At 48.2% G+C, this 22,781-nt stretch carries 18 protein-coding genes; 10 read left to right on the forward strand and 8 right to left on the reverse strand.

Annotation, left to right across the window (positions count from 1 at the left end):
• Window positions 1-4: 4 nt before the first annotated feature.
• From gcvH to FDZ78_RS14090, 3 genes are read right to left on the reverse strand one after another with little or no spacing between them, the layout of a single operon-like run.
• Window positions 5-379, reverse strand: coding sequence for a glycine cleavage system protein GcvH (gene gcvH, locus FDZ78_RS14080; protein WP_124075609.1), 375 nt, complete (start codon window positions 377-379; stop codon window positions 5-7).
• 46 nt (window positions 380-425) lie between these two features.
• Window positions 426-1,523 (reverse strand): glycine cleavage system aminomethyltransferase GcvT, encoded by a 1,098-nt coding sequence (gene gcvT, locus FDZ78_RS14085; RefSeq protein ID WP_124075610.1) that lies wholly within the window; start codon window positions 1,521-1,523, stop codon window positions 426-428.
• A gap of 26 nt (window positions 1,524-1,549) precedes the next feature.
• A complete protein-coding gene (locus tag FDZ78_RS14090) occupies window positions 1,550-2,530 on the reverse strand; it encodes a lipoate--protein ligase (RefSeq protein ID WP_160630806.1) in 981 nt (326 codons plus the stop codon).
• A gap of 382 nt (window positions 2,531-2,912) precedes the next feature.
• On the opposite strand from FDZ78_RS14090, the gene FDZ78_RS14095 reads away from it, so the two are divergent.
• Window positions 2,913-4,304, forward strand: coding sequence for a DNA recombination protein RmuC (locus FDZ78_RS14095; protein WP_124075612.1), 1,392 nt, complete (start codon window positions 2,913-2,915; stop codon window positions 4,302-4,304).
• A 123-nt stretch (window positions 4,305-4,427) separates the two neighbouring features.
• Here FDZ78_RS14095 and FDZ78_RS14100 read toward each other — a convergent pair whose 3' ends face one another.
• The 4 genes from FDZ78_RS14100 to FDZ78_RS14115 form a co-directional block, all read right to left on the reverse strand.
• Window positions 4,428-5,690 carry an SO_0444 family Cu/Zn efflux transporter gene (locus tag FDZ78_RS14100; protein WP_124075613.1) on the reverse strand — a complete coding sequence of 421 codons (1,263 nt, stop codon included), beginning with the start codon at window positions 5,688-5,690 and terminating at the stop codon, window positions 4,428-4,430.
• A 101-nt stretch (window positions 5,691-5,791) separates the two neighbouring features.
• A complete protein-coding gene (locus tag FDZ78_RS14105) occupies window positions 5,792-6,349 on the reverse strand; it encodes an AraC family transcriptional regulator (RefSeq protein WP_107031403.1) in 558 nt (185 codons plus the stop codon).
• 7 nt (window positions 6,350-6,356) lie between these two features.
• Window positions 6,357-7,709 (reverse strand): tRNA lysidine(34) synthetase TilS, encoded by a 1,353-nt coding sequence (gene tilS, locus FDZ78_RS14110; protein ID WP_123398902.1) that lies wholly within the window; start codon window positions 7,707-7,709, stop codon window positions 6,357-6,359.
• 123 nt (window positions 7,710-7,832) lie between these two features.
• Complete coding sequence (locus tag FDZ78_RS14115; RefSeq protein WP_168182099.1) at window positions 7,833-8,312, reverse strand: PepSY-like domain-containing protein; 480 nt, start codon at window positions 8,310-8,312, stop codon at window positions 7,833-7,835.
• A 119-nt stretch (window positions 8,313-8,431) separates the two neighbouring features.
• Here FDZ78_RS14115 and FDZ78_RS14120 point away from each other — a divergent pair, with 119 nt between their 5' ends.
• From FDZ78_RS14120 to FDZ78_RS14160, 9 genes are all read left to right on the forward strand, one after another.
• On the forward strand, window positions 8,432-10,897 hold the full coding sequence (locus FDZ78_RS14120; protein ID WP_124075614.1) for an endonuclease MutS2: 2,466 nt from the start codon (window positions 8,432-8,434) through the stop codon (window positions 10,895-10,897).
• A gap of 97 nt (window positions 10,898-10,994) precedes the next feature.
• Entirely contained in the window at window positions 10,995-12,653 is a 1,659-nt protein-coding gene (locus FDZ78_RS14125) for a fumarate hydratase (protein WP_123398900.1), read from the forward strand.
• A 78-nt stretch (window positions 12,654-12,731) separates the two neighbouring features.
• A complete protein-coding gene (locus FDZ78_RS14130; protein ID WP_124075615.1) occupies window positions 12,732-14,021 on the forward strand; it encodes a PAS domain-containing sensor histidine kinase in 1,290 nt (429 codons plus the stop codon).
• Between the two features lie 29 nt (window positions 14,022-14,050).
• Complete coding sequence (locus FDZ78_RS14135) at window positions 14,051-14,980, forward strand: DUF4465 domain-containing protein (RefSeq protein ID WP_136408811.1); 930 nt, start codon at window positions 14,051-14,053, stop codon at window positions 14,978-14,980.
• Window positions 14,977-15,825, forward strand: a complete 849-nt coding sequence (gene prmC, locus FDZ78_RS14140; RefSeq protein ID WP_124075617.1) for a peptide chain release factor N(5)-glutamine methyltransferase — start codon at window positions 14,977-14,979, stop codon at window positions 15,823-15,825. Before FDZ78_RS14135 ends, prmC begins: the two co-directional genes overlap by 4 nt.
• 10 nt (window positions 15,826-15,835) lie before the next feature.
• Entirely contained in the window at window positions 15,836-16,330 is a 495-nt protein-coding gene (locus FDZ78_RS14145; protein WP_124075618.1) for a regulatory protein RecX, read from the forward strand.
• Window positions 16,320-17,042, forward strand: coding sequence for a ComF family protein (locus FDZ78_RS14150; protein ID WP_123398895.1), 723 nt, complete (start codon window positions 16,320-16,322; stop codon window positions 17,040-17,042). The genes FDZ78_RS14145 and FDZ78_RS14150 overlap by 11 nt, the downstream gene beginning before the upstream one ends.
• Window positions 17,043-17,240: 198 nt before the next feature.
• Window positions 17,241-18,332 (forward strand): BamA/TamA family outer membrane protein, encoded by a 1,092-nt coding sequence (locus tag FDZ78_RS14155; protein WP_161553530.1) that lies wholly within the window; start codon window positions 17,241-17,243, stop codon window positions 18,330-18,332.
• An 85-nt stretch (window positions 18,333-18,417) separates the two neighbouring features.
• Window positions 18,418-20,064, forward strand: coding sequence for a phosphoethanolamine transferase (locus FDZ78_RS14160; protein WP_168182101.1), 1,647 nt, complete (start codon window positions 18,418-18,420; stop codon window positions 20,062-20,064).
• 2 nt (window positions 20,065-20,066) lie between these two features.
• On the opposite strand, the gene FDZ78_RS14165 is transcribed toward FDZ78_RS14160, so the two are convergent.
• Window positions 20,067-22,664 carry an adenosylcobalamin-dependent ribonucleoside-diphosphate reductase gene (locus FDZ78_RS14165; protein WP_136408813.1) on the reverse strand — a complete coding sequence of 866 codons (2,598 nt, stop codon included), beginning with the start codon at window positions 22,662-22,664 and terminating at the stop codon, window positions 20,067-20,069.
• Between the last annotated feature and the right edge of the window lie 117 nt (window positions 22,665-22,781).

A 22,781-nucleotide genomic window follows, 5' to 3' on the forward strand; every position in this document is an offset into this window, starting at 1 on the left:
AGTTTTATTTTTCAGCTTCGCAGTGAGCTTTGTATGCCTCTTCGTCCATCAGGCTATCCAACTGTGACAAATCGGTAAGTTCAACTTTGATAATCCAGTTGGCCATCGCATCTTCGTTGATCAGACGTGGATTGTCGGCAAGTCTTTCATTTGCTTCAAGTACTTCGCCGCTGACAGGAGCAATAAGGTCACTGGCAGCCTTGACACTTTCAACAGCTCCGAAATCTTCTCCGGCTTCAATCTCGTCACCCTCGTCGGGCATATCGACATAAACTACATTGCCAAGCGCATGCTGCGCGTAGTCGCTGATGCCGATATAGCCAATATTGCCGTCAACTGTAATATATTCGTGTGTGGGAGAATAATATGTCTTGCTCATGATTGTGGTTGTTTTAGAATATGTGATTATTAAGAATAGTTATTAATTATTTCTTGTATGATTTTTTATAGAACTTCTTTGCTGTCACGCGAGCTGGGAATGTCTTGCGGCGCACACGCACTTTAAGTTCACTGTCTTTAACAGCATACGGGGTGGCTATTAGGGCTGCCGCAATGCTCTTATCCACGGAAATGCCGCGGTAACCGGTGGTAACATAGCCTATGACATCGTCTTTGTCATTGAGCACCTCGCACCCGTGGCGGGCAATAGCACGGTCAAGAATCTCCAGTCCGACCAGCTTACGCGGAGCACCTTCAGCTTTCTGACGGGCTACCACATCACGACCTATGAATTCGGGCTTGTCGAGCTTTACAAACATAGAAAGACAGGCTTCGACCGGAGTTATGTCATCAGCCAGTTCATCACCGTAAAGAGGCAAACCGACTTCAAAGCGCAGGGTATCACGACAGCCAAGCCCGCAAGGTGCCGCCTTACCGGACTCCATGAGAATATCCCACAGTCTGACAATCGTGTCATGATCGGCATAGATCTCAAATCCGTCTTCACCGGTATAACCGGTGCGGCTCACAATCATATGTTTGCCGTCATATTCCGATTCAAGAAAGGTATAGAACACAAGTTCCTTACAGTGAATGCCGAGCACTTCTTCCATTACAGATTCCGCATCCGGCCCCTGTACTGCAAGTTCGCCATAATTTTCGCTGACATTGTCAACTGTAACATCAAATGAGGCGGACTGCAATTTGATCCAATCAACATCCTTGTCAATGTTTGAAGCATTGATCACCAGCAGGAAATTATTCTCTCCACGCTTATACACGAGCAGATCATCGACAACACCACCGTCATGATTCATCATCATGCCATATAATATGCCGCCGTCAGGCAGCCCGGCCACATCATTTGTAAAAATATAATTGACAAATTTTTCGGCTTGCAGACCTGTGACAAACACTTCGCCCATATGGGAGACATCAAACACTCCACACGCTTCTCGCACGGCGTTGTGCTCTTCGATAATTCCTTTATACTGGATCGGCATGTCGAATCCGCCGAAAGGACTCATTTGTGCTCCGAGAGCAACATGCCGGTCATGTAGACATGTCTTTTTAAGATCTTCCATTTTAAACAATGTTTTGATTAGGTTTTTCAGAATATAAGGTTAACAATCTGTCTGGATGTCAATGCGGGAATAATATCCCGGATTTCGATTGTGTCAAGCAATTTTAAAACCGCCTCCCGATCGAACGGGCACCCGACAAGCAGATTTTTCAATACCGTTGATGCATCGGTGTTCTCAAGATAATCTCCGGTCATTTCGAAATCAGAAATCAGGCCGTGAGAAACAGAAAGGTCAATGCATATTTCTCCCACTCCGTCAATACGTTCACTTACCTGAAGCGATCCTTTGGGATTTTTGCCTCTCAGCCATGATTCGGCATAATATTCCTGCTCTATTTTTTCAATCTCTTTCAGATCATCTGCGGTAAGAGTCAGCACATTTCCACCCATTGGAACTGTACGCAATATATGATCAAGGAAATCTGAGATTGAAAGTTCGGGCAACTTCTCTTTTATGGTAGTCACACGGCTACGTGTTGATTTCACCCCATGAGACGACAGTTTCTTGTGAGACGGAGTAAGAGCATTTCCCATGAGAACCGGATCATAGTCATACAGCATCGTGCCATGCACTATGCTTCTGCCGGGAATATGATAATATGAATTTCCGGACACTTTCTGGTCACCGATAAGTATGTCATTGCGGCTGTTGTCTGACGCGTCAAGACCCAGCATCCTGAGAGAGGCCACAACCATAGAAGTGTATTTCCCGAAGGTGCCACAAACATCGTCTGACGATGTGATATACGAAAACATTATGTTATTCATATCGGCGACTACAGCACCCCCACCGCTTTTGCGGCGGACAATTTCTACTCCGGCATTCCGGCAGAAGTCAACATTGACTTCTTTTGCCATCTGCTGGTTGCGCCCTATGATAACGGTGGGCTTCACCTGCCATGCAAAAAAGAAATCTCTGTCAGGATATTTTCTTGCAAGATATTCCTCTTCAGCCAGATAAAAGGCAAGGCATCGAGGCTCGGATTCATTGATTACGACAAGATCCATAAATAGTGATTCATGTATATTAGCGACCTCAGAAATGTGGTCACAGCAAAGGTAGTGAAATTTGTGAATACTCCAAGCCTCATGCAAAAAAATATTCAATCCGTATCTGACAATCATGAATTATTAGGTCCGGTCAACAATAAATAGTCCCGCAAAAGCGTTGGACTAATAACTCACTTCAATATTGCACGATCACAAAAGGTACATGCCTATGGATAAAAATTCTACTCCTCCAACCGTTACTCTAATCTCATCTTCTCAGCAGAAATCTCCCCTTGTCCAAAAAACGAGACTCTTGCAAAAATCCGTCAGTTTGCGCGGGCTTATTCGTTTGCATCAACATCGAACCGCGCTCTTGGGAATTTAGTGTTGAACTGAAATCATGACAATCATAATTCTTGTATTGCTGGTCTTCATCGCTGGTGGAGCCGCAGTCTATTTTGCGCTTGTTTCTCGCCGTTTAGAGCAGGAATCCAGAATGTGCGAGCAGGGAAACATGGCCTTAAGACTGGAGTGTGAGAAAATTAAAATCGAGTCTTCATCCCGGATTGAGTCTCTTAACACCACACTGACAGATCTTAAAGCAGCAAATGAGGGGCTCATGTGCAGGCTTGACGAAGCCGTCGCCAAAACAACCGTTGTCAAGGAAGAGAATTCGGCCTTGAGCGCTCGTATAGAAATGCTGCTGGCAGAAAAAGCTGAAACCGAAAAAAACAGGGCCGAGCAGGAACAGATTTTTGAAAACAGATTTAAAAATCTCGCCAACGACATTCTCAGACAGAATACCACAGATCTGAAAACGCAGAATGAGGAGAAACTGCGTGAAATTCTCCAGCCTCTTCACTCCAACATTGAAGAATTCCGCAAGACAGTCACAGAGACATACAACAATGAAGCCCGTGAGCGCTTTTCACTTTCTGAACGCATAAAAGATCTGGTAAGTCTCAACCAGTCTATCTCCCGACAGGCTCAGGAACTGTCAGAAGCCCTTCGCGGTGACAGCAAAGTGCAAGGTGACTGGGGTGAAATGGTGCTCGAATCCATACTCGAAAAATCAGGATTGCAGAAAAATGTCGAATATTTCATCCAGGCAAGTACTGATGAGACCGGGAACACTCTGCGGAATGAAGACGGTACGCTACTGCGTCCGGACGTTGTTGTCCGTTATCCAGACAAACGCTTTGTAGTGATTGATTCCAAAGTATCGCTCACCGCATTTGTAGACTATGCCAATGCCACTGATGATGAAAGCCGGCAGATTGCCTCAGTGAAGCATGTACGTTCCGTACGGAAACATATTGACGAACTCGCCAGAAAACGTTATCAGGATTATGTGGGTGATGCAAAACTCGACTTCGTCATGATGTTCATTCCCACGGAACCGGCCTATATCGCCGCCATGCGTCTTGAACCTACACTCTGGCAGGAAGCTTATGACAAAAATGTGCTGATCGTATCACCGACACATCTTGTTTCCGGCCTGAAACTCATAGCGCAGTTATGGAGTCGCGACCGCCATACGCGCAATGCCATCACCATCGCTGAGGAGGCAGGCAAGATGTACGACAAATTCGCGGATTTCACCAAAGACATGGAGAAAATAGAAAAAGCCCTCGGATCAACCAGAAAGGCTTTTGACGATGCTATGACAAAATTAAGCTGCGGAACAGGAAACCTTGTCACCAGGGCGCAGAATCTTCAAAAGTTAGGCGTAAAGGCCAACAAGCAGATTGCCGCATCCATTGACCGCAACAGACTTTCCGAAGAAGATTGATATCCGACGGACAAATTCCCGGCTGTAATCCGAAGCCGATGACAAGAAACTATTTTACAGACAAATTCGCGGATGCCCGGTCAAATATCAGGCACCCGCGAATTGCTTTTTCAGTCCGGCTGTTTACTCTTTAACCGAAAATCCGGCCTCATAGATCGCCTCGCGGACAGTGTTGGCGTCAACATCGCCTTCAACCACTGCCTCTCCCGAACCGAGATCCACGGTTACAGACTGAACGCCCTTAAGATTTAAGATAGCTTTCTTTACAGATGCCTGACAGTGACTGCAAGACATTCCTTCAATGATATAAACTTGTTTCATATTACTTGCATTTGTGTTAAGATTATGCTGATGGTCTATTTTGCAATTGTGCAGTCTGATTCCTGAATAAACAAGCAGACACAACAGCAACAGGCTGCACATGCTTTCAAATATTCCGAAAGTATGGTGGCAATGAGGTGACAGATGCGACACAGAAGGCATGAACCACTCGCGTGGAAGCAGATAATCAATCGCAAGTCCGAAAAGAATGGCTGTTAAAACCACCGAGCCGACATATATATATGTGCTTTTACGCCCGATTGTCTTTGACAGAATTATCATGGATGCGAAATTGGCTGCCGGCCCGGCCATCAGAAGCACAAAACCGACTCCGGGTGTCAGACCTTTGGCTATAAGAGACAAAGCGATAGGAATTGAGCCGGTGGCACATATATACATTGGCACTGACACCACAACCATGACCAGCATGGCAAGCAAAGGATACTGACTGAGCCCCAAGAACAGTTCATCCGGCACAAGCACGGTGATCAAAGCTGCGACAATCAGACCTATTACCAGCCATTTGCCTACACTGCCTACCATGTCGACAAGTCCGTAGCGGACAGCCTCAATAATCTTTTTTACAAAGCCTGCATCAGAATGCTCATGGCCGCCCGCAGTTGAGTGACATGCGGTTTTAGATCCGGATTGACTGTCACTGTCTAACCTGCCTACGGCGACGCCACCTAAAAGAGCACCGGCCAAAGCTCCGACTGGACGAAGGATGGCAAACGGCAACCCCAGAAGCGAATAAGTCGCTGCAATGCTGTCGACTCCGGTCTGAGGTGTCGCTATAAGGAATGATGTTGTCGCGCCCTTTGACGCACCCTGTCTGCGTAAAGAGACTGCTGTAGGAAGAACACCGCAGGAGCACAATGGCAACGGTATGCCGAGCAGCGCGGCTTTCATGACAGGCTTTATTCCACGGCCGGCAAGATGCCGCCCCATTGTGTCAGGCCTGATGAAAACGTGAAGGAAGCCTGCGATAATAAAACCTAATATAATATAAGGTGACATCTCATTGACTATTGCAATCAGAGATGTGAAAAAATGGCTGAAATTCATAGCTTATGATCTTTATGTTATTCCAACACAAAGATACTGCCGATTCATGCCGTCTGCGTTACACAATTGTCGAAATAATTTACCAAATTCCTCCCTGTCAGTCAGATCTCATGCAACCCAAGGCGCTCCCTGGACCCGCGAAGATACTCAGACGGAGTCAGCCCGGTGACACTCTTAAATTGTCGGGACAGATGGGCCACACTTGAATAGTCCATCATATATGCGATCTCACTCAGGGTATATTCGTCGTGCTGAAGCAATTCTTTGACCCGTTCGATGCGCTGCGCTATATGATATTTCTCCAGTGTCCTGCCCTCTTTGGCCGAAAAAATCCGGCTCACCGTGTCATAGCTCATACCAAGTTGCCGCTCAATGCACTCTGAAAGGTTGTGTTGCTTTTCTTTTTCTTCCCTGACATGATGGAGAATCGCATGTTTGGTTTTTTCAACGATTTCCGATTCACGATCAGCAATAAGCTCGAACCCGTCACGGCGCAGACGCAACACCAGCTGATCCATTGCAGCGTCTGACAGAGGCTGCTCCAATGTGGCTTTTCCAAGCTCGACATTAAAATTTTCGGCCCCTACATCCCGCAGAATCTGCTCGACAGCCCTGACGCAGTGATGGCAGACCATATTTTTTATTAACAATTCTTTCATATAACAGCTATTTGCGCAAAGGCTTATATGTTATTTCTATTACTTCTTCTGTCTTATCGGTTACTGGAAACAAAGCAGAACATCTCACTCCTGGAATCCAGATAATATCAGAGTTCCGCAAAATCACTTTTACTCCTTTTTTTTCATTAAGCGACAGTTTTGCATTGCTGAACAGATCGCTCAGCAGTTTGCTGCCTTTAAGGCCGAACGGACGCATGCGGTCTCCGGTCCGCCATCCGCGCATAATGAATTCCGGAGCTTCGAGCATTATTCCACTGTCGGCATACATTGCTTCCGGCCTGAGCATCCGCGCGTTCTTCAATACTGTGAATTCAGCCACAGTCATTCTCCGCGTTTCAAAAGGATGGCAATTGAGATCTACTGTCACTTCATTCTGTCCGTCATTCAGATCGTCCAACGGCACCAGCTTGCCACGATCAAGAAAATATGAGCTGCTCCGGCCATGATATGTCTTGCCTGCAAATGTAGTTTCTCCATTTGTCCCATCAAATCCGGAAATGATATTTTCAACCTGACTCATATTGAACCCATAATCAGACAGGATTTCAAACAGAACCATCCGCGGATAAGATTCATTCTCCAAAATCGCAGACAAATCAATCACTCCGTCAGCATCAACATACCTATCACGCAATTTACGGCAAAAATCCCGGTATAGACCATAATTGTCGGCAAGATGTCCGATTGTTTGCGCTACCGAATCTATAGCACCTGGGAATTCATCAGAAATCAGCGGCATCAGGCGGTTGCGTATCCGATTGCGCTTATAATAATTGTCGGCATTGGTTGAATCGGTTACATATTTCAAGTGGTGGTCGCGAAGATATGCCAAAATCTCGCTCTTCTTGCATTCCAGCAGTGGGCGCACCACCAGTTCATTGCGAGGAAGCATGCCCTTTAGGCCTGTGAGAGAACTGCCTCGGAATAAGTTCAGAAAAAAAGTCTCGATATTGTCCTCCCGGTGATGACCGACGGCAATCACTGAGCCTACATTTTCTTTTAACAGGCTCCTCCACCAGTCATATCGCAATGCGCGGCATGCCATCTCCAGAGATTCTCCAGCCTCCCTGCGTCGGGAATCAACATCGAAATTCCGCACCAGTAGCCTCACATTTCTGTCAGAGCATAATTTTCGGCAGAAAGCCTCATCACGCATACTTTCTTCGCCGCGCAAATGAAAATTGCAATGAGTGGCAACCACGTTATAATTAAGATTGCAGAGTACTGTCAAAAGAGCCACGGAATCGGCACCACCGCTGAGGCCGACAATAACAGTGTCGGCTCTGTCAATCAGATGGTGACGGTTGATAAACTGCTCTACAATACGGACAAATTTCATGGATCAATATATAAAACGTGGAAGTTTGCTGCAAAATTAATAAAATTGTGCAACAAACCTCCACGTAAATGCTTTTAAAAGCAAATTCAGACCGCGTTATACTATTCTTTATATATTGCCACGTCAGTCTTCGATAGCAAGAAACACACCGTTTAGATCAAACACATAAGTATCTGGTCCCGGTATATTGAGTTCAACTTCATACACCTTCCCTCGGTTGAATTCTACAGATTCAACCATTGCATTGAATCCGTCTTTTGCAAGACGTTCATATGCTTTCGAAGGAAGCATATCTTTGACAACGGCTACCGGGAGCATCATGTCACCGGGAGCATCAATCTCAATCAGATTCCCGTCTGTGTTAAATTCCAGGTCAACACCATTGGATAGTTCAACTTCATATTTCCCTTTTGCGAAATATTTTTCACATTTGCGTATGCCGATATCTTTGAAATGCTTTGCAATAAACGCGCGGGCTTTTTCAGGCAACTGACTGTAATTCTGCGATCCGGCCATTACGATACCGGGATTGCCGCCCCCGTTGACCGGCGCCTGGGCTACTGCTGTTGCACCTCCCAATAAAAAGACGAGAGTCGCAGTCATTGACATTAAGCATTTGAATTTCATAATTATTTAAATTTTAGTTGTATATATAACAATACCTTTTATACAAAACAACATTACATTATCGAATGTTGAAAAATTCTATGTAATTTTGCATCATGATTTATCCTGACAAAATAGAAGAAAAGATAGGCTTTGCTGCCATAAGGTCACAGCTGTCAAAAAAATGTCATTGCGAAGGAGCGCGTCAGTTCTGTTCGGAAATGTCATTCCAGACTGATTTCGAGACCGTGAAGGCGGCACTTCTGGCTGTTGATGAAATGCAACGGGCCAATCATAGCGATGAAACATTACCTCTTGAAGGCGTCGATGACATCGACCGTGATCTGGCAGTGATCAAAATACCAGGCACATTCCTTGAAGTGAAGGATCTGCTGAAAGTGAGACGCATGCTTGAATGCTTTTCACGGATTGCATCATATTTTCGCCGTCACAACGAGGACGGACATACCCCATATCCACAGTTATCACGCCTTAGCGACCCGCTTAACTATATTCCGTCGACTCTCGGATTAACAATCGACAAAGCCATTGATCCGGCATCTGGTCTTGTCAAAGACAATGCCTCTGTGGCGCTGGCTGAAATCCGCTCGCGTCTGCGCAGCATGTCGGGACGCGTCAATTCGATTTTACGTCGAGTTCTGAGCTCCGCAATTGCCCAGGGATGGCTGGATGCCGATGCTTCTCCCGCCGTGCGCGACGGACGCCTTGTGCTCCCGGTTCCTCCGATGAACAAGCGGAAGATTCCGGGAATAGTCCATGACGAATCTGCATCCGGGAAAACCATATTCATCGAGCCCGCTGAAGTCGTGGAAGCTAACAACCTGACCCGCGAGCTGCAGCTCGAAGAGCATCGCGAAATAATTCGAATCCTGACTGCTATAGCCGATGAGCTCAGACCTCACATTCCTGAAATGCTCGCAGGGGCCGGAGTCATATACAACTTGGATTTCATCAATGCCAAAGCCCATTACGCAGAGGCTGTCGGTGCTTCATTACCGAATCTGCACGACCGTGAAGAGATGGAGTGGTATCATGCCTGCCATCCCGTCCTTAAACTTTCGCTGGAACATCAGGGCCGCGAAATCGTGCCCATCGACATTGCTCTGAACCGCGAGACTCGCATTCTGGTCATTTCCGGTCCGAATGCCGGCGGTAAGTCCGTCTGTCTTAAAACAGTCGGCACAATCCAGTATATGGTTCAATGCGGACTGCTACCGCCGGTACATGACAACTCCCACATCGGCATTTTCCATGACATCTTTGTTGACATCGGCGATGACCAGTCATTTGAAGATGACCTTTCGACCTACAGCAGCCACCTGCGCAGCATGAAGTTCATGCTTCAGCGAGGCCGCAAAGGCACCCTCTTTCTGATTGACGAAATGGGCTCCGGGACAGAACCTCAGATTGGCGGCGCGCTTGCCCGTGCCATTCTTGAGCAAATGAACGGGAAAGAAATGTGGGGCATTGTGACCACACACTATCAGATCCTGAAACAATTTGCCGAAGACACCACAGGCCTTATCAACGGCTCTATGCTTTATGATAGGCATCTCATGCAGCCTATGTTCAAATTGTCCATCGGCAATCCCGGCAGTTCATTTGCAGTCGAGATCGCCCGAAAAATCGGTCTGCCGGCAGAGATCATACAGTCAGCCGAAGATATTGTCGGGAAAGAATACATGAATCTTGACAACTATCTTCTTGACATCACCCGCGACAAACGCTATTGGGAAAACAAGCGTACAGCCATACGCCAGAAGGAGAAAAAACTCGAACAGATGCTGGCGCAATACGCTGAAGACGCCGACCAGCTCAGAAGCAAACGCCGCGAGATTATTGAAGAAGCGAGGACTGAGGCCAAAAAGATTCTCGACTCTTCAAATGCCGTTATCGAACGTACCATAGCTGACATCAAGGAAGCCAACGCCGAGCGCGAAAAAACTCTGGAAGCCCGCCGCAAGCTCAAGGAAGAGCGTATAGAGCTCGAACGCGAAGGCAACCGCTACAAGGACTCCAATTTACTCCTGGCGAAAGTTCCCAAAAAGAAAAAGGGGAAGCACAACGTCCAGGCAGACCGTGAGACATCTCCGGCCAAACGCGAAGTTACAGTCGGAGCCAACGTGCGCCTCGACGGAGGCAGTACCGTAGGGACCGTGCTGGAAGTATCCGGTAAAAACGCGCTTGTGATTTTCGGCAACCTCAAGACCACGGTCAAGACAGACCGTCTGATGGTTACAGATGCCAAGCCAAAAACCGAAACCAAATCAAGCATTTCGATGCAGACCATTGATTCCGGCTATGAACGTCAGCTTCAGTTCAAGCAGGAGATTGATGTCAGAGGCATGAGAGCCGATGAGGCCATCCAGGCTGTCACCTATTTTATAGATGATGCCATACGCTTCAGCGTAGCCCGCGTGCGCATACTTCACGGCACAGGCACCGGAGCTTTACGGCAGGCTATTCGCGAACTGCTTTCAACCACTTCCGGAATCAGTTCCTATCATGACGAAGATGTCCGTTTCGGTGGTGCCGGAATCACGGTGGTTAACCTAAAATAGCATCTTATTTTCGCTTGCGGTTTAAAATTTTGTTCGTACATTTGTCAACTCAAGTAAGTCCTTTCGGATTATCTGAAAAAACTCAAAGTATAATTATATGGCAACCAAACCGTTCAAATATCAGCCCATGTTCCCGCTGGGACCTGATACAACTGAATATTACAAACTGACTTCCGACTACGTCAAAGTTGAAAACTGGGGCGGACACGAATTCCTCGTGGTTGATCCCGAAGCGCTAACAGTGCTTGCTCGTGCATGCACACATGACAATGCGTTCATGCTGCGTCGAGAACACAACGAAATGGTAGCGAAGATCCTTTCTGATCCTGAAGCATCGGAAAATGACAAGTTTGTCGCCCTGACCATGCTCCGCAACGCCGAAGTTGCAGCCAAGGGCGCACTCCCCTTCTGCCAGGACACAGGCACCGCGATTGTTCACGGCGAAAAGGGTCAGAATGTCTACACAGGCTGTGATGACGAAGAGAAAATCAGCAAGGGTGTCTACATCACTTACACCACCGATAATCTTCGCTATTCACAGAACGCGCCGCTCACCATGTATGACGAAGTCAACACCGGTTGCAACCTCCCGGCCCAGATCGACATCCATGCTTCTGAAGGCGATGAATACAAATTCCTTTTTGTAGCAAAAGGCGGCGGCTCGGCTAACAAGACATATCTTTATCAGGAAACCAAAGCCATCCTCAATCCCAAGACTCTCGTTCCCTTCCTGGTTGAGAAAATGAAGAGCCTCGGAACCGCGGCCTGCCCTCCTTACCACATCGCATTCGTAATCGGAGGCACATCCGCTGAAAAGAACCTTGAGACCGTCAAGAAAGCATCCGTAAAATATTACGACAATCTGCCTGATCATGGCAATGAACTCGGCCACGCTTTCCGCGACAAAGAACTTGAAGCAGTGCTCAAGAAAGAAGCTGAACGTCTTGGCCTCGGCGCACAGTTCGGAGGCAAATACTTCGCTCATGACATCCGGGTGATCCGTCTGCCCCGTCATGGAGCCTCATGCCCCGTCGGCCTCGGAGTTTCATGTTCGGCTGACCGCAACATAAAAGCGAAAATCAACCGCGAAGGCCTTTGGGTTGAAAAACTCGACAGCAATCCCGGCGAACTGATCCCCGAAGAATATCGTAAACAGGGCGAAGGCAATGTTGTCAGAATCGATCTAAACCGTCCGATGCCTGAAATTCTGGCTGAACTTACAAAGTATCCTGTGGCCACACGCCTTTCGCTCAACGGCACCATCATCGTAGGCCGTGACATAGCCCATGCAAAGATCAAAGAACGTCTTGATAATGGCGAACCAATGCCTCAGTATCTCAAAGATCACCCCATCTACTATGCCGGCCCGGCCAAAACACCCGAAGGTATGCCTTCAGGCTCATTCGGCCCGACAACAGCAGGCCGCATGGACTCATATGTAGATCAGTTCCAGGCTGCAGGTGGCTCTATGGTAATGATCGCCAAAGGCAACCGCAGCAAGCAGGTTACTGACGCATGCCACAAGCACGGCGGGTTCTATCTCGGATCAATCGGAGGCCCGGCTGCTATTCTCGCTCAGAACAGCATCAAGAAGGTAGAGCTCCTCGAATATCCCGAACTCGGCATGGAGGCCATCTGGAAAATTGAAGTTGAAGACTTCCCCGCCTTCATCCTTGTAGATGATAAGGGCAACGACTTCTTTACTGAAATTTCAGCTCGTTGCTCCGGCTGTCCGGTTGTTGATGACAAACACTGATCCAAAATCAGTGAGACTGCATTACGATAACTGATATCAACGAAGTTGCATGGATGATATTCCTTCCGGAGATCATTCATGCAACTTCTGATTGTTGTCAGAATCAATCTTCACCCTACGTTAAATCAGGCTTTGAGCGGAAACATTTATGACATAAGGCGCAAAGGCTTCATCGGCTTTCTGATTCTGTCGGTGGCAGTGGTCGGCATATTTCTGTTCTATTCCGATTCACTGGTCAAAGACCTGTCAGAGCAGGAACGGGAGCGGATGCAGATATGGGCTGATGCCACACGCGAGATTGTAAATGCCGGAAACGGAGACTCTGACGTATTACCGTCAAATTTCGATTTTCTGCTCTCGATCATCGAACGCAACAGAACCATTCCGGTCTTGCTCACCGATGATGACGGTCATATTATCATGCAACGCAACTTCACCTTGCCTGAACCCGAAGACTCTGCTGCCATTTTCGGGCTAAGCGATGCCAACCGCCGTTTTCTGCTGGCAAAGCTTGATGACCTGCGTAAGACTCCAAACGTCATTGATATCGACATGGGTGCCGCAGGAAGTCAGCATCTCTACTACGAAGATTCAAAAGTGCTGAAAAGCCTGAGTTTCTATCCCTATGTTCAGATACTGGTTTTGCTTGCGTTCGTTCTGATTGTCTATTATGCCGTTTCGTCTACCAAACGGGCGGAGCAGAACAAGGTCTGGGTCGGTCTTTCTAAAGAAACCGCCCATCAGCTTGGCACCCCCATATCATCGCTGATGGCATGGCTCGAACTCCTGCCGGATTCCGGTGTCAGCCCGGAGATTGTAGCGGAAATGGACAAGGACGTAAAACGATTGTCGACAATTGCATCACGATTTTCTAAAATCGGCTCGCGGCCATCTATGGAGATTGAAGATCTCAACACCATCGTCAGCCATTCAGCCGAATATATGTCCTCTCGCATATCAAGTCGCATAAAACTCAGCGTGACACCATGCTCCACAGAACTTCCGGTCTCCATGTCATCACCTCTGGCAGAATGGGTAATGGAAAACCTGATCAAAAACGCCGTTGACGCAATGGAGGGAAGCGGCAGCATTTCCATTGCACTTCATCACGACAAAAACATTGCCGTTATAGAAATTGCAGATACCGGCAAAGGCATTCCAAAAAAGAATCACAAAACAATCTTTAATCCGGGCTTCACTACTAAGAAACGCGGCTGGGGGCTTGGCCTGACACTGACAAAACGCATTGTGGAAGAATATCACAAAGGCAATATCTATGTCAAACGATCAGAGCCGGGCATGGGCACGACTTTTGCCATTGAATTTCCTCTTGCTGCTAAAGTTCCGGCTTCTCAGTTCACACGATAGATCATTTAACAACATCAACTATTCAAATCATGTACAACAATTTCAAAATCTGCGCATTCGCACTCTGTGCGATCTCACTTCCTCTGCTGTCATCTTGTAGCGATGATGACAATGACGGTCCCAAGGGAATGGTCAAAGTCGGCGAAATCACATTTGAAAACACAAATATTATTTTAGCCGGACCTGACTCCTATGGCGCGAACCTCTATGCAGACTACACTGGCGGCGATCGGTTCACCGTCGGCTCCATCGCATTCAACAAGGGTGCCAATGCTATCACTTTCGGACTCAATACCCAAGGTGACTTTTATCCCGACATAGCGACATTATACAATGGAGGCATGTTCCTCTCTCAGTTCAATCTCCGTTCGAATCCGGCCGATAAGACCGGCGACTGGTGGTATTCCTTCAATAATCAGTGTAGCGTATATAATGTGGAATCTGTCGACGGCGCAAACCGCGGAGCCGGTGATGACAACTCCAACACATTTGCAGTGATCAACGGCTCCTGCGATGCTTCAAGCATTTCATCTGTCTATGGCTCAGGAAAAGAAGTTTCTTTAGGCGGATTCCATTTTGACAACAACGCCGAATTTACAATTGGAGAAATTGAAATCTGCAATACATCTTATGTGTATGGCGTAATTCAGAATGGAAATGGACTCGCTCAGCCATTAAAAGCAAACAACGGCTGGTTCAAAGTGCTTGCTTACGGATATGACGCAACAGGACATATGACAGCCGGAAGTCCCGTGGAGCTCTATCTCTGTGACTACCGTGCAGGTTCGAAAACAAAAAATCTTGATAATGACTGGGAAGACTGGAATCTGAAAGCCCTTGGAAACGTAAACCGCGTTGTGTTCAACTTCGAAGGTTCCGATGCAGGTGAATACGGTCTGAACACCCCCGGTTATCTCGCTCTTGACAATATCGAGATCTATACTTCTGTAAACAAATGACTACACTGAAACAACTCCTTGATGCCTCACGCTCCCGTCTGACTCCTGTCTATGGCGGGAGCGAGGCCTCATGGCTGTTTCGAATCATAATTGAGCACATCAAGGGATGGAATCAGGTAGAACTTCTGATGCGAGCCGACAAGGAAGTCTCAGACTTCACCGTCACAAGAGTCAACGAAGTCATTGACCGCCTGCTTGCCTACGAGCCTATACAGTATATATTTGGCGACACATACTGGCATGGAATGACTTTGAAGGTCAGTCCTGCGGTTCTCATTCCCCGACCTGAGACAGAAGAACTTGTTGACATAATAACAAAAGACAATCCACAGCCTGATCTGAAAGTGCTTGACGTATGCACCGGTTCAGGTTGTATAGCCATAGCGTTGGCCAAGTTCATGAACTTTCCTGAAGTCACTGCCATCGACATTTCCGACCGGGCTATCGCAGTTGCCCAGGAAAATGCCGCTCTGCAAAAAGTCAAAGTCGATTTTCAGACAGCGGATGCCCTTGATCTCGGCGTGGCACTCACGGCAAAATATGACATTATAATTTCCAATCCGCCCTATGTCATGGATAAAGAAAAAAGCGCGATGGAAGCAAATGTCCTTGACCACGAACCGGCTATTGCGCTGTTCGTACCTGACAGCGACCCGCTGAAATTCTATAAAGCCATAGCCGACTATGCCGCTGATGCGCTGACTGAAGGCGGACGACTTTATTTCGAACTCAATCCTTTGACTGCCGACAGCCTGAAAGACTGGATGCAGCAATCCGGATGGAACGATGTCTGCCTGCTCCCCGACCTGCATGCCAAAACTCGTTTCATGATAGCCCGTAAATAGGAATCACACCATGCTCAGACGCCAGCCTCCTCTGACATATGAAAATGCGCTTTCCCGCATGGCCGCTTTATGCGCCAAGTGTGAGCAATGCACTCCTGACCTTCTGAAAAAAATGTCATCATGCGGTGTAAGTGCCGGAGTTGCGGCCAAAGTGATCTCACGGCTCATCGAACTCAAATTCGTTGATGACCGCAGATTCTCTAAAGCCTATGCCCATGATAAGCTTCATTTCAGTGGCTGGGGCCGCAGGAAAATCAGGCAGGGACTCTGGGCAAAACGCCTGCCTCCGGATATAATAGAAAGCGCATGTGACGATTTCGAAGATGAAGAATACTCCGCTATAGCCCTCAGAGTCATCGCCTCCAAAATCCGGTCAATGAAAGAGTGGCCGTTGAGCCGAGAGAGCAAAATAAAAGTGACCAGATATGCGATGCAGCGTGGATTTGAATATCCGCTGATAGCAGACCTGATGAGAAACTACAAACCTGATTCAGATGATTCCTAACAACAGTTTTGCGGTTGCCGGCCGCTGGCTTCGTGGACTCGTCAACATAATCTTCCCTGACGTCTGCACTGTCTGCCATCGTCCGCTCGTTGACGGCGAAGACTTCATCTGCCTGCAATGTCTGCTTGACATGCCTGTGACCAATTTCCATAAATCAGCATCCAACTCCCTTGCCGACAGGCTGTTCTCCCCATCCTGCCGCATCGAAAAAACGGCCTCGATGTTCTACTACCGCCGAGGCAACCCATATACGGCAATAATCCATGACACCAAATATCGCAACCGCCCGAAAGTAGGACGCCATTTTGCATCGCTCCACGCCAAAGAATTGTCTGACTCCGGATTCTTTGACGATATCGACGCCCTTGTGCCTGTGCCCCTGCACTTTTTGAAAAAGATAAAACGAGGCTACAATCAGGCTGAAGAAATTGCAAAAGGCCTCGGTCATGTATGCGGTCTGCCGGTCGAAACACCTCTGAAAGCCTCATGGCACCGTTCGCAGACCCGAAAAGATATCCATGCCAGACTGCAGAACACCATTGGGGCTTATTCACTGCCGGATCCGGAACTTATCGCAGACCGTCACATACTTCTGGTTGATGATGTGATCACTACAGGCTCGACTATTCTTGCATGTGCCCAAGCCATAAAAAAAGCATCTCCCGCCACTCGTATCAGCGTCTACTCTTTAGCCGCCACACAACTGGAATAACAAGACAATCACCCCATTGAAATCACGCCGGTTTCCACAAACACAGCAATATGAACTTTAGACAATTTCCAAAACCGTTTCAGCTACAAAACCGTTCATAATATATGATTATTTTTGCATAACTTTGCACTCATGCAGCAACAACACACACGCTTCGTTTACATATTGCTAATTTTATTGCTTATAAAGCCATTGTCTATGGCGGCGTCTGAACCGGCAGACTCCGTCCCGCAGCAGCATAAAGGCATTATAGGCCGGCTTATCCACTACTTCGATCAATCCAACAAGCGCAAACTTACCACCCGTCCAAACTTCACTCCTCTCGGTGGTCCGCACTATTCATCGGAAAAAGGTCTCGGCTTAGGCATCGTTATTGCAGGAGACTACTCGACATGCCCGACAGACACACTGCTCCCCGCTTCAAATATATCACTTAAAGGAGACATTGCCACCAAAGGATACTACTCTGTCGGGATCGACGGTGTTCACGTCTACCCGTTCAACTCCAGGCGTGTCAACTATTCGCTCGACTTTCAGTCGTTTTCCACATATTTCTGGGGAATCGGCTATACATGGAACAACGATAATGCCAACAAGACCAAATACAATCTTTTTGATCTGACGCTCACTGGCGACTATGAATGGCGGCTGGCTCCAGGCTTGTATCTTGGGCCGGCGGTTGAATTAAGCTATACCAGCGCCGGCAGTATAGCCGATCCTACACCCTGGCAAGGCGAAGACCATCGCTATTTTTCTGCTGAGGTCGGCGGGCGCCTGCAATATGATTTGCGCGACAACCTTACTTATCCGCATTCCGGAGTGCTCTTCGAACTCATACAGCTTTTTGCTCCACGCTTCATAGGAAATCGGAATCATGACTTTGCCAGCACGGAAATAAACTTCAACATCTATTCTCCGCTTTGGGCCGGTGCGATTCTTGCCTCTCACTTCCATAGCGAATGGACATACGGCAATACTCCTTGGGGAAAACTGCCATTTCTTGGCGGCGGAGCCATGCGCGGATATTATGAAGGCCGCTATCGCGACAAATGCGCCTCAGACATGGCCGTGGAACTTCGCCAGCACATCTACCGACGCTCCGGGATTGCCGTCTGGGGTGGAGTCGGAAGCATATATCACAAACTTTCCGACATCCGGTTTGACCGTCTTTTGCCGGAATACGGCATCGGATACCGGTGGGAATTCAAAAAGAACGCCAACGTCCGGGTCGACATCGGTTTCGGCAAACATTCCAGCGGCTTCATGTTCGGCCTGAACGAGGCTTTCTGAGCAGACTCTTCACCAGGATATTCAGAGTTTGTTTTTAAACAAACTCTCAGACTAATCAAGGAATCAGCAATCAGCCATAATGCACATGTATAAGTATTTTGCTTTTTATTATTTTCTGTTGACTCTCCTCCTCCCCAATTTCATACTTTCATTCACCGAACAGCTCTCTCTTGCCGGAGCATTGACAAACATACTGCTCCCCGCAGGCATTATCTGGCTTTTGTCAAGCCTTTCGCCGAAGTTCGGACGGAGCATTTGGCTGATGTTTCCGCTGATATTTTTTGCAGCTTTCCAGATTGTCCTGCTTGATCTCTACGGACGGAGCGTCATCGCGGTCGACATGTTCCTGAACCTTGTGACCACAAATACTTCTGAAGTTGCCGAGTTGCTCGGCAATATGCTCCCGGTAATCATTGCCGTCGTGGTCCTCTACGTCCCGTCACTGACCAATGGTGTGATATTCATCCGCAAAAAAGTCCGTCTGTCTGAAAAATTTCTGAAAAAGAACTGTCTGTTATCTGCCGGAGTGACGGCAGCCGGGCTCATCAGCCTTGCACTCAGCTATTCCGGAGGCACATATGCAGTCACTGATCATCTCTATCCGGCCAATGTCTGCTACAACGTGTATCTTGCTTTTGACCGCACTGCCAAGACCGGCCGCTATTCCGAAACATCAGCCAATTTCAAATATGACGCACATTCGGTGCATCCGTCTGATAAGCGTGAAATCTATCTCCTCGTTGTCGGAGAGACCGCACGTGCGGATAACTGGCAACTTCTTGGCTACAACCGTCCGACCAATCCCCGGCTGGCCGATCGCAATGACATTTATGCCGCACCTGAAGCCTACAGCGAGAGCAACACCACCCACAAGAGCGTACCGATGCTGCTCAGTCCGGTCAATGCTACAGATTTCAACACCGATATCTATCAGGTGAAAAGCCTCATCACGGCATTCAAGGAAGCCGGATTCTCCACCGCCTTTCTGTCGAACCAGCGCTACAACCGCTCGTTCATCGACTTCTTTGCAGAAGAGAGTGACACCTGCGTTTTCATCAAAGAGCTCGATGACAACGCCACATCGCTCAGCCGCAACAGCCGACCTGATTCCGATCTCCTTCCCTGGCTTGACAACATCCTCGCCCAGGAAGCTCTAAAGCAGCTCATAGTCCTCCATACCTACGGCTCACACTTCAACTATCTCGACCGTTATGCCAAAAACGACGAACTGTTTACCCCGTGTGACTATACCGAAGCCACCAAGAGCAACCGCGACAAACTCATAAATGCATATGACAACACCATCGTGGCCACAGACCGCTTGCTGACCGACTGCATCAGCCGGCTCGACTCCATTGACGGAGCATTTGCAGGCCTGCTCTACACATCTGACCACGGAGAAGACATATTTGACAATGGCTCCGGCCGTTTCCTCCACGCCTCTCCGCGCCCCACCCTCTATCAGGTCCATGTCCCGATGATCGCATGGCTGTCCGCCGGATATCGAGAATCATATCCTGATATTGCAGCAGCCGTAGGCCGAAACATCTCATGTCTGATTTCCACCTCACGCTCATTCTGCCCCTCAGCCTTTGAAATGGCAGGCATAAAAGTCAGCGGCAATGCCATGACTGACACTGCCGCCTCGATTTTTTCAGACCATTACGAGCCACGCGAGCAGCTCTATCTTACAGACCACAATACCCCGGTCACGCTAAAATCTATTCTCTGATCTTATCCGCAGCGTGAGGAGCCGCATGATGTACAGATCAGGCATCCTTCCTGGTAGACAAGTGTTTCCTGTCCGCAGTTAGGACACTTCTGGCCTCCGGCCGGAGTGCCTGACGGCAGATACTTTTTCAGCGCGCGTTCAACACCCATTTTCCAGGTGTTGATCGACTGCGAGTCGAGTTCAAGACCGTTGACAAGTTTTATCACCTGGTCAATCGGCATTCCGTAACGGAGCACTCCGGAAATGAGTTTGGCATAGTTCCAGTATTCGGGATTGAACTTGTCAGAAAGGCCTTCGATAGTTGTCTTATAGCCTCGCTTGTTGATAAACTGGAAGTCATATCGCTTGTTTCCCTTGTCGTCAGTAGCCTTGATGATTTTTCCTTTCGACACTGACTTCGGACAGAAAATACCGTCTTCATCATCAGCAAGACCGGTGAAAATTTCATATGGCTGTCCGTTTTTCAGACCGACAAACGCAATCCACTTCTCTTTATTGTTCTGGAATCTGACCACATCGGCTTCAAGCTCTATCGGACGCTTGCCCACAGGATGGACCGCGGGTATTTCCGGTGTGCCGGACTGCTTTCCGTCTTTCGCTTCCTGATCAGCCGGAGTATCCACACCCTTCTCGCGGTCTTTCTTTTTGTTTTCATCGGCCGAGATCAACACTCCGGACCGACAGCCATCGCGGTAGATCGTACAACCTTTACAGCCGGCTTTCCAGGCTTCCATATAGAGGCGGTTGACAAGTTCAACATCCGTATCGGCCGGAAGATTTATGGTAACGGAAATAGAATGATCCACCCACTTCTGCACAGCGCCCTGCATTTTAACCTTTTCAAGCCAGTCGATATCATTGGCTGTCGCTTTGTTATACGGAGAGCGCTCCACAAGTGAGTCAAGTTCTGCCTGAGTGTAATCATTGCGCACTTCTATGCCGTTGATGCGCATCCACTCGATAAATTTGGGATGATAGACCACGAATTCCTCAAAAGCATCACCAGACTCGTCGACGAAATCAACATGCACATCCGCATCATTGGCGTTGACCTTGCGCCGACGCTTATAGACCGGCATGAACACGGGCTCGATTCCTGATGAGGTGCGGGTCATGAGCGATGTGGTTCCTGTGGGTGCTATGGTCAGGCAGGCTATATTGCGACGACCGTTGGCCTCCATATCAGCCACCAGTTCCGGGCAAGCCTCACGCATACGGCTGATGTAAGGGTTGTTGCGTTCGCGGGCAGCGTCATAGACCTCGAAAGCTCCGCGCTCCTTGGCCATCTGGACCGAAGAGGCAAAAGCTGCAAGCGCGAGAGCGCGGTGTACTTCTACCGACTTCACGGTGGCTTCGGATGTGCCGTAGCGAAGGCCGAGAGCCGCGATCATGTCGCCTTCAGCTGTAGTGCCGAGGCCTGTACGGCGTCCCTTGAGCGTTTTTTTCTTGATCTTGTCCCAAAGATTCAGCTCGGTAGCCTTTACCTCTTCGTTTTCAGGATCGGCTTTGATCTTTTCGATAATGGCATCGATTTTTTCCATTTCAAGATCAATGATGTCATCCATAAGCCTCTGGGCTTTTCCGACATGCTCTTTGAAAAGATCGAAGTCAAAATAGGCCTCGGATGTGAAAGGATTCTTTACATATGAATAGAGGTTTATGGCGATCAGACGGCAACTGTCATAGGGGCAGAGAGGGATCTCGCCACACGGATTTGTCGAAACAGTCTGGAATCCGAGATCGGCATAGCAGTCAGGCACAGATTCGCGCAGAATTGTGTCCCAGAACAGCACTCCGGGTTCAGCCGATTTCCAAGCGTTGTAGACAATCTTGTTCCAAAGAGCCTTAGCGTTGATCTCAGTCTTCACCTGCGGATCAGATCCATAGATCGGGAACCGGCATGTGTATTTTTCCTCACGCTCCACACAGGTCATGAACTCATCGTCAATCTTGACAGAAACATTCGCTCCTGTAATCTTGCCTTGTTCAAGTTTGGCATCAATGAAACGTTCCGAATCAGGATGCTTGATGGCCACGGTGAGCATCAGCGCACCGCGACGTCCGTCCTGCGCCACCTCGCGGGTTGAATTGGAGTAGCGCTCCATGAACGGCACAAGTCCGGTTGAGGTCAGCGCGGAATTTTTGACCGGCATTCCCTTCGGACGAAGATCGCTGAGATCGTGACCCACTCCGCCTCGGCGCTTCATCAGCTGCACCTGCTCTTCATCCACCTTCATGATGCTGCCATATGAATCGGGATGTCCGTCAAGACCTACCACGAAGCAGTTTGACAGCGATCCGGTCTGAAAGTTATTGCCGATTCCGGCCATAGGACTCCCCTGAGGAACCACATATTTAAATCCGTCAAGCAGTTCATAGATTTCCTGCGCGCTGAGGGGATTGGGATATTTGTTCTCAATCCTTGCAAACTCGTTGGCAAGACGGCGGTGCATGTCGGCAGGAGTCAGTTCATAGATGTTGCCGAATGAATCTTTAAGCGCATACTTGCTGACCCAGACTTTTGCAGCGAGCTCGTCTCCGTCAAAATACTTGACAGACTCGTTGAAAGCCTGTTCGAAAGTGTATTTATCTATTTCCATTAGTGATATTTAAGAAGCAGTTTTAGAGACTGCAAAGTTGGACATTTATTTCCGATAAAGCAAAATTTCGCACTTAAAGTTATTTACATCTTACCGGAAAGTTGTAACTTGCAGCCC

It is taken from the genome of Duncaniella sp. B8 (assembly GCF_005304985.1).
GTDB lineage: Bacteria > Bacteroidota > Bacteroidia > Bacteroidales > Muribaculaceae > Duncaniella > Duncaniella muris.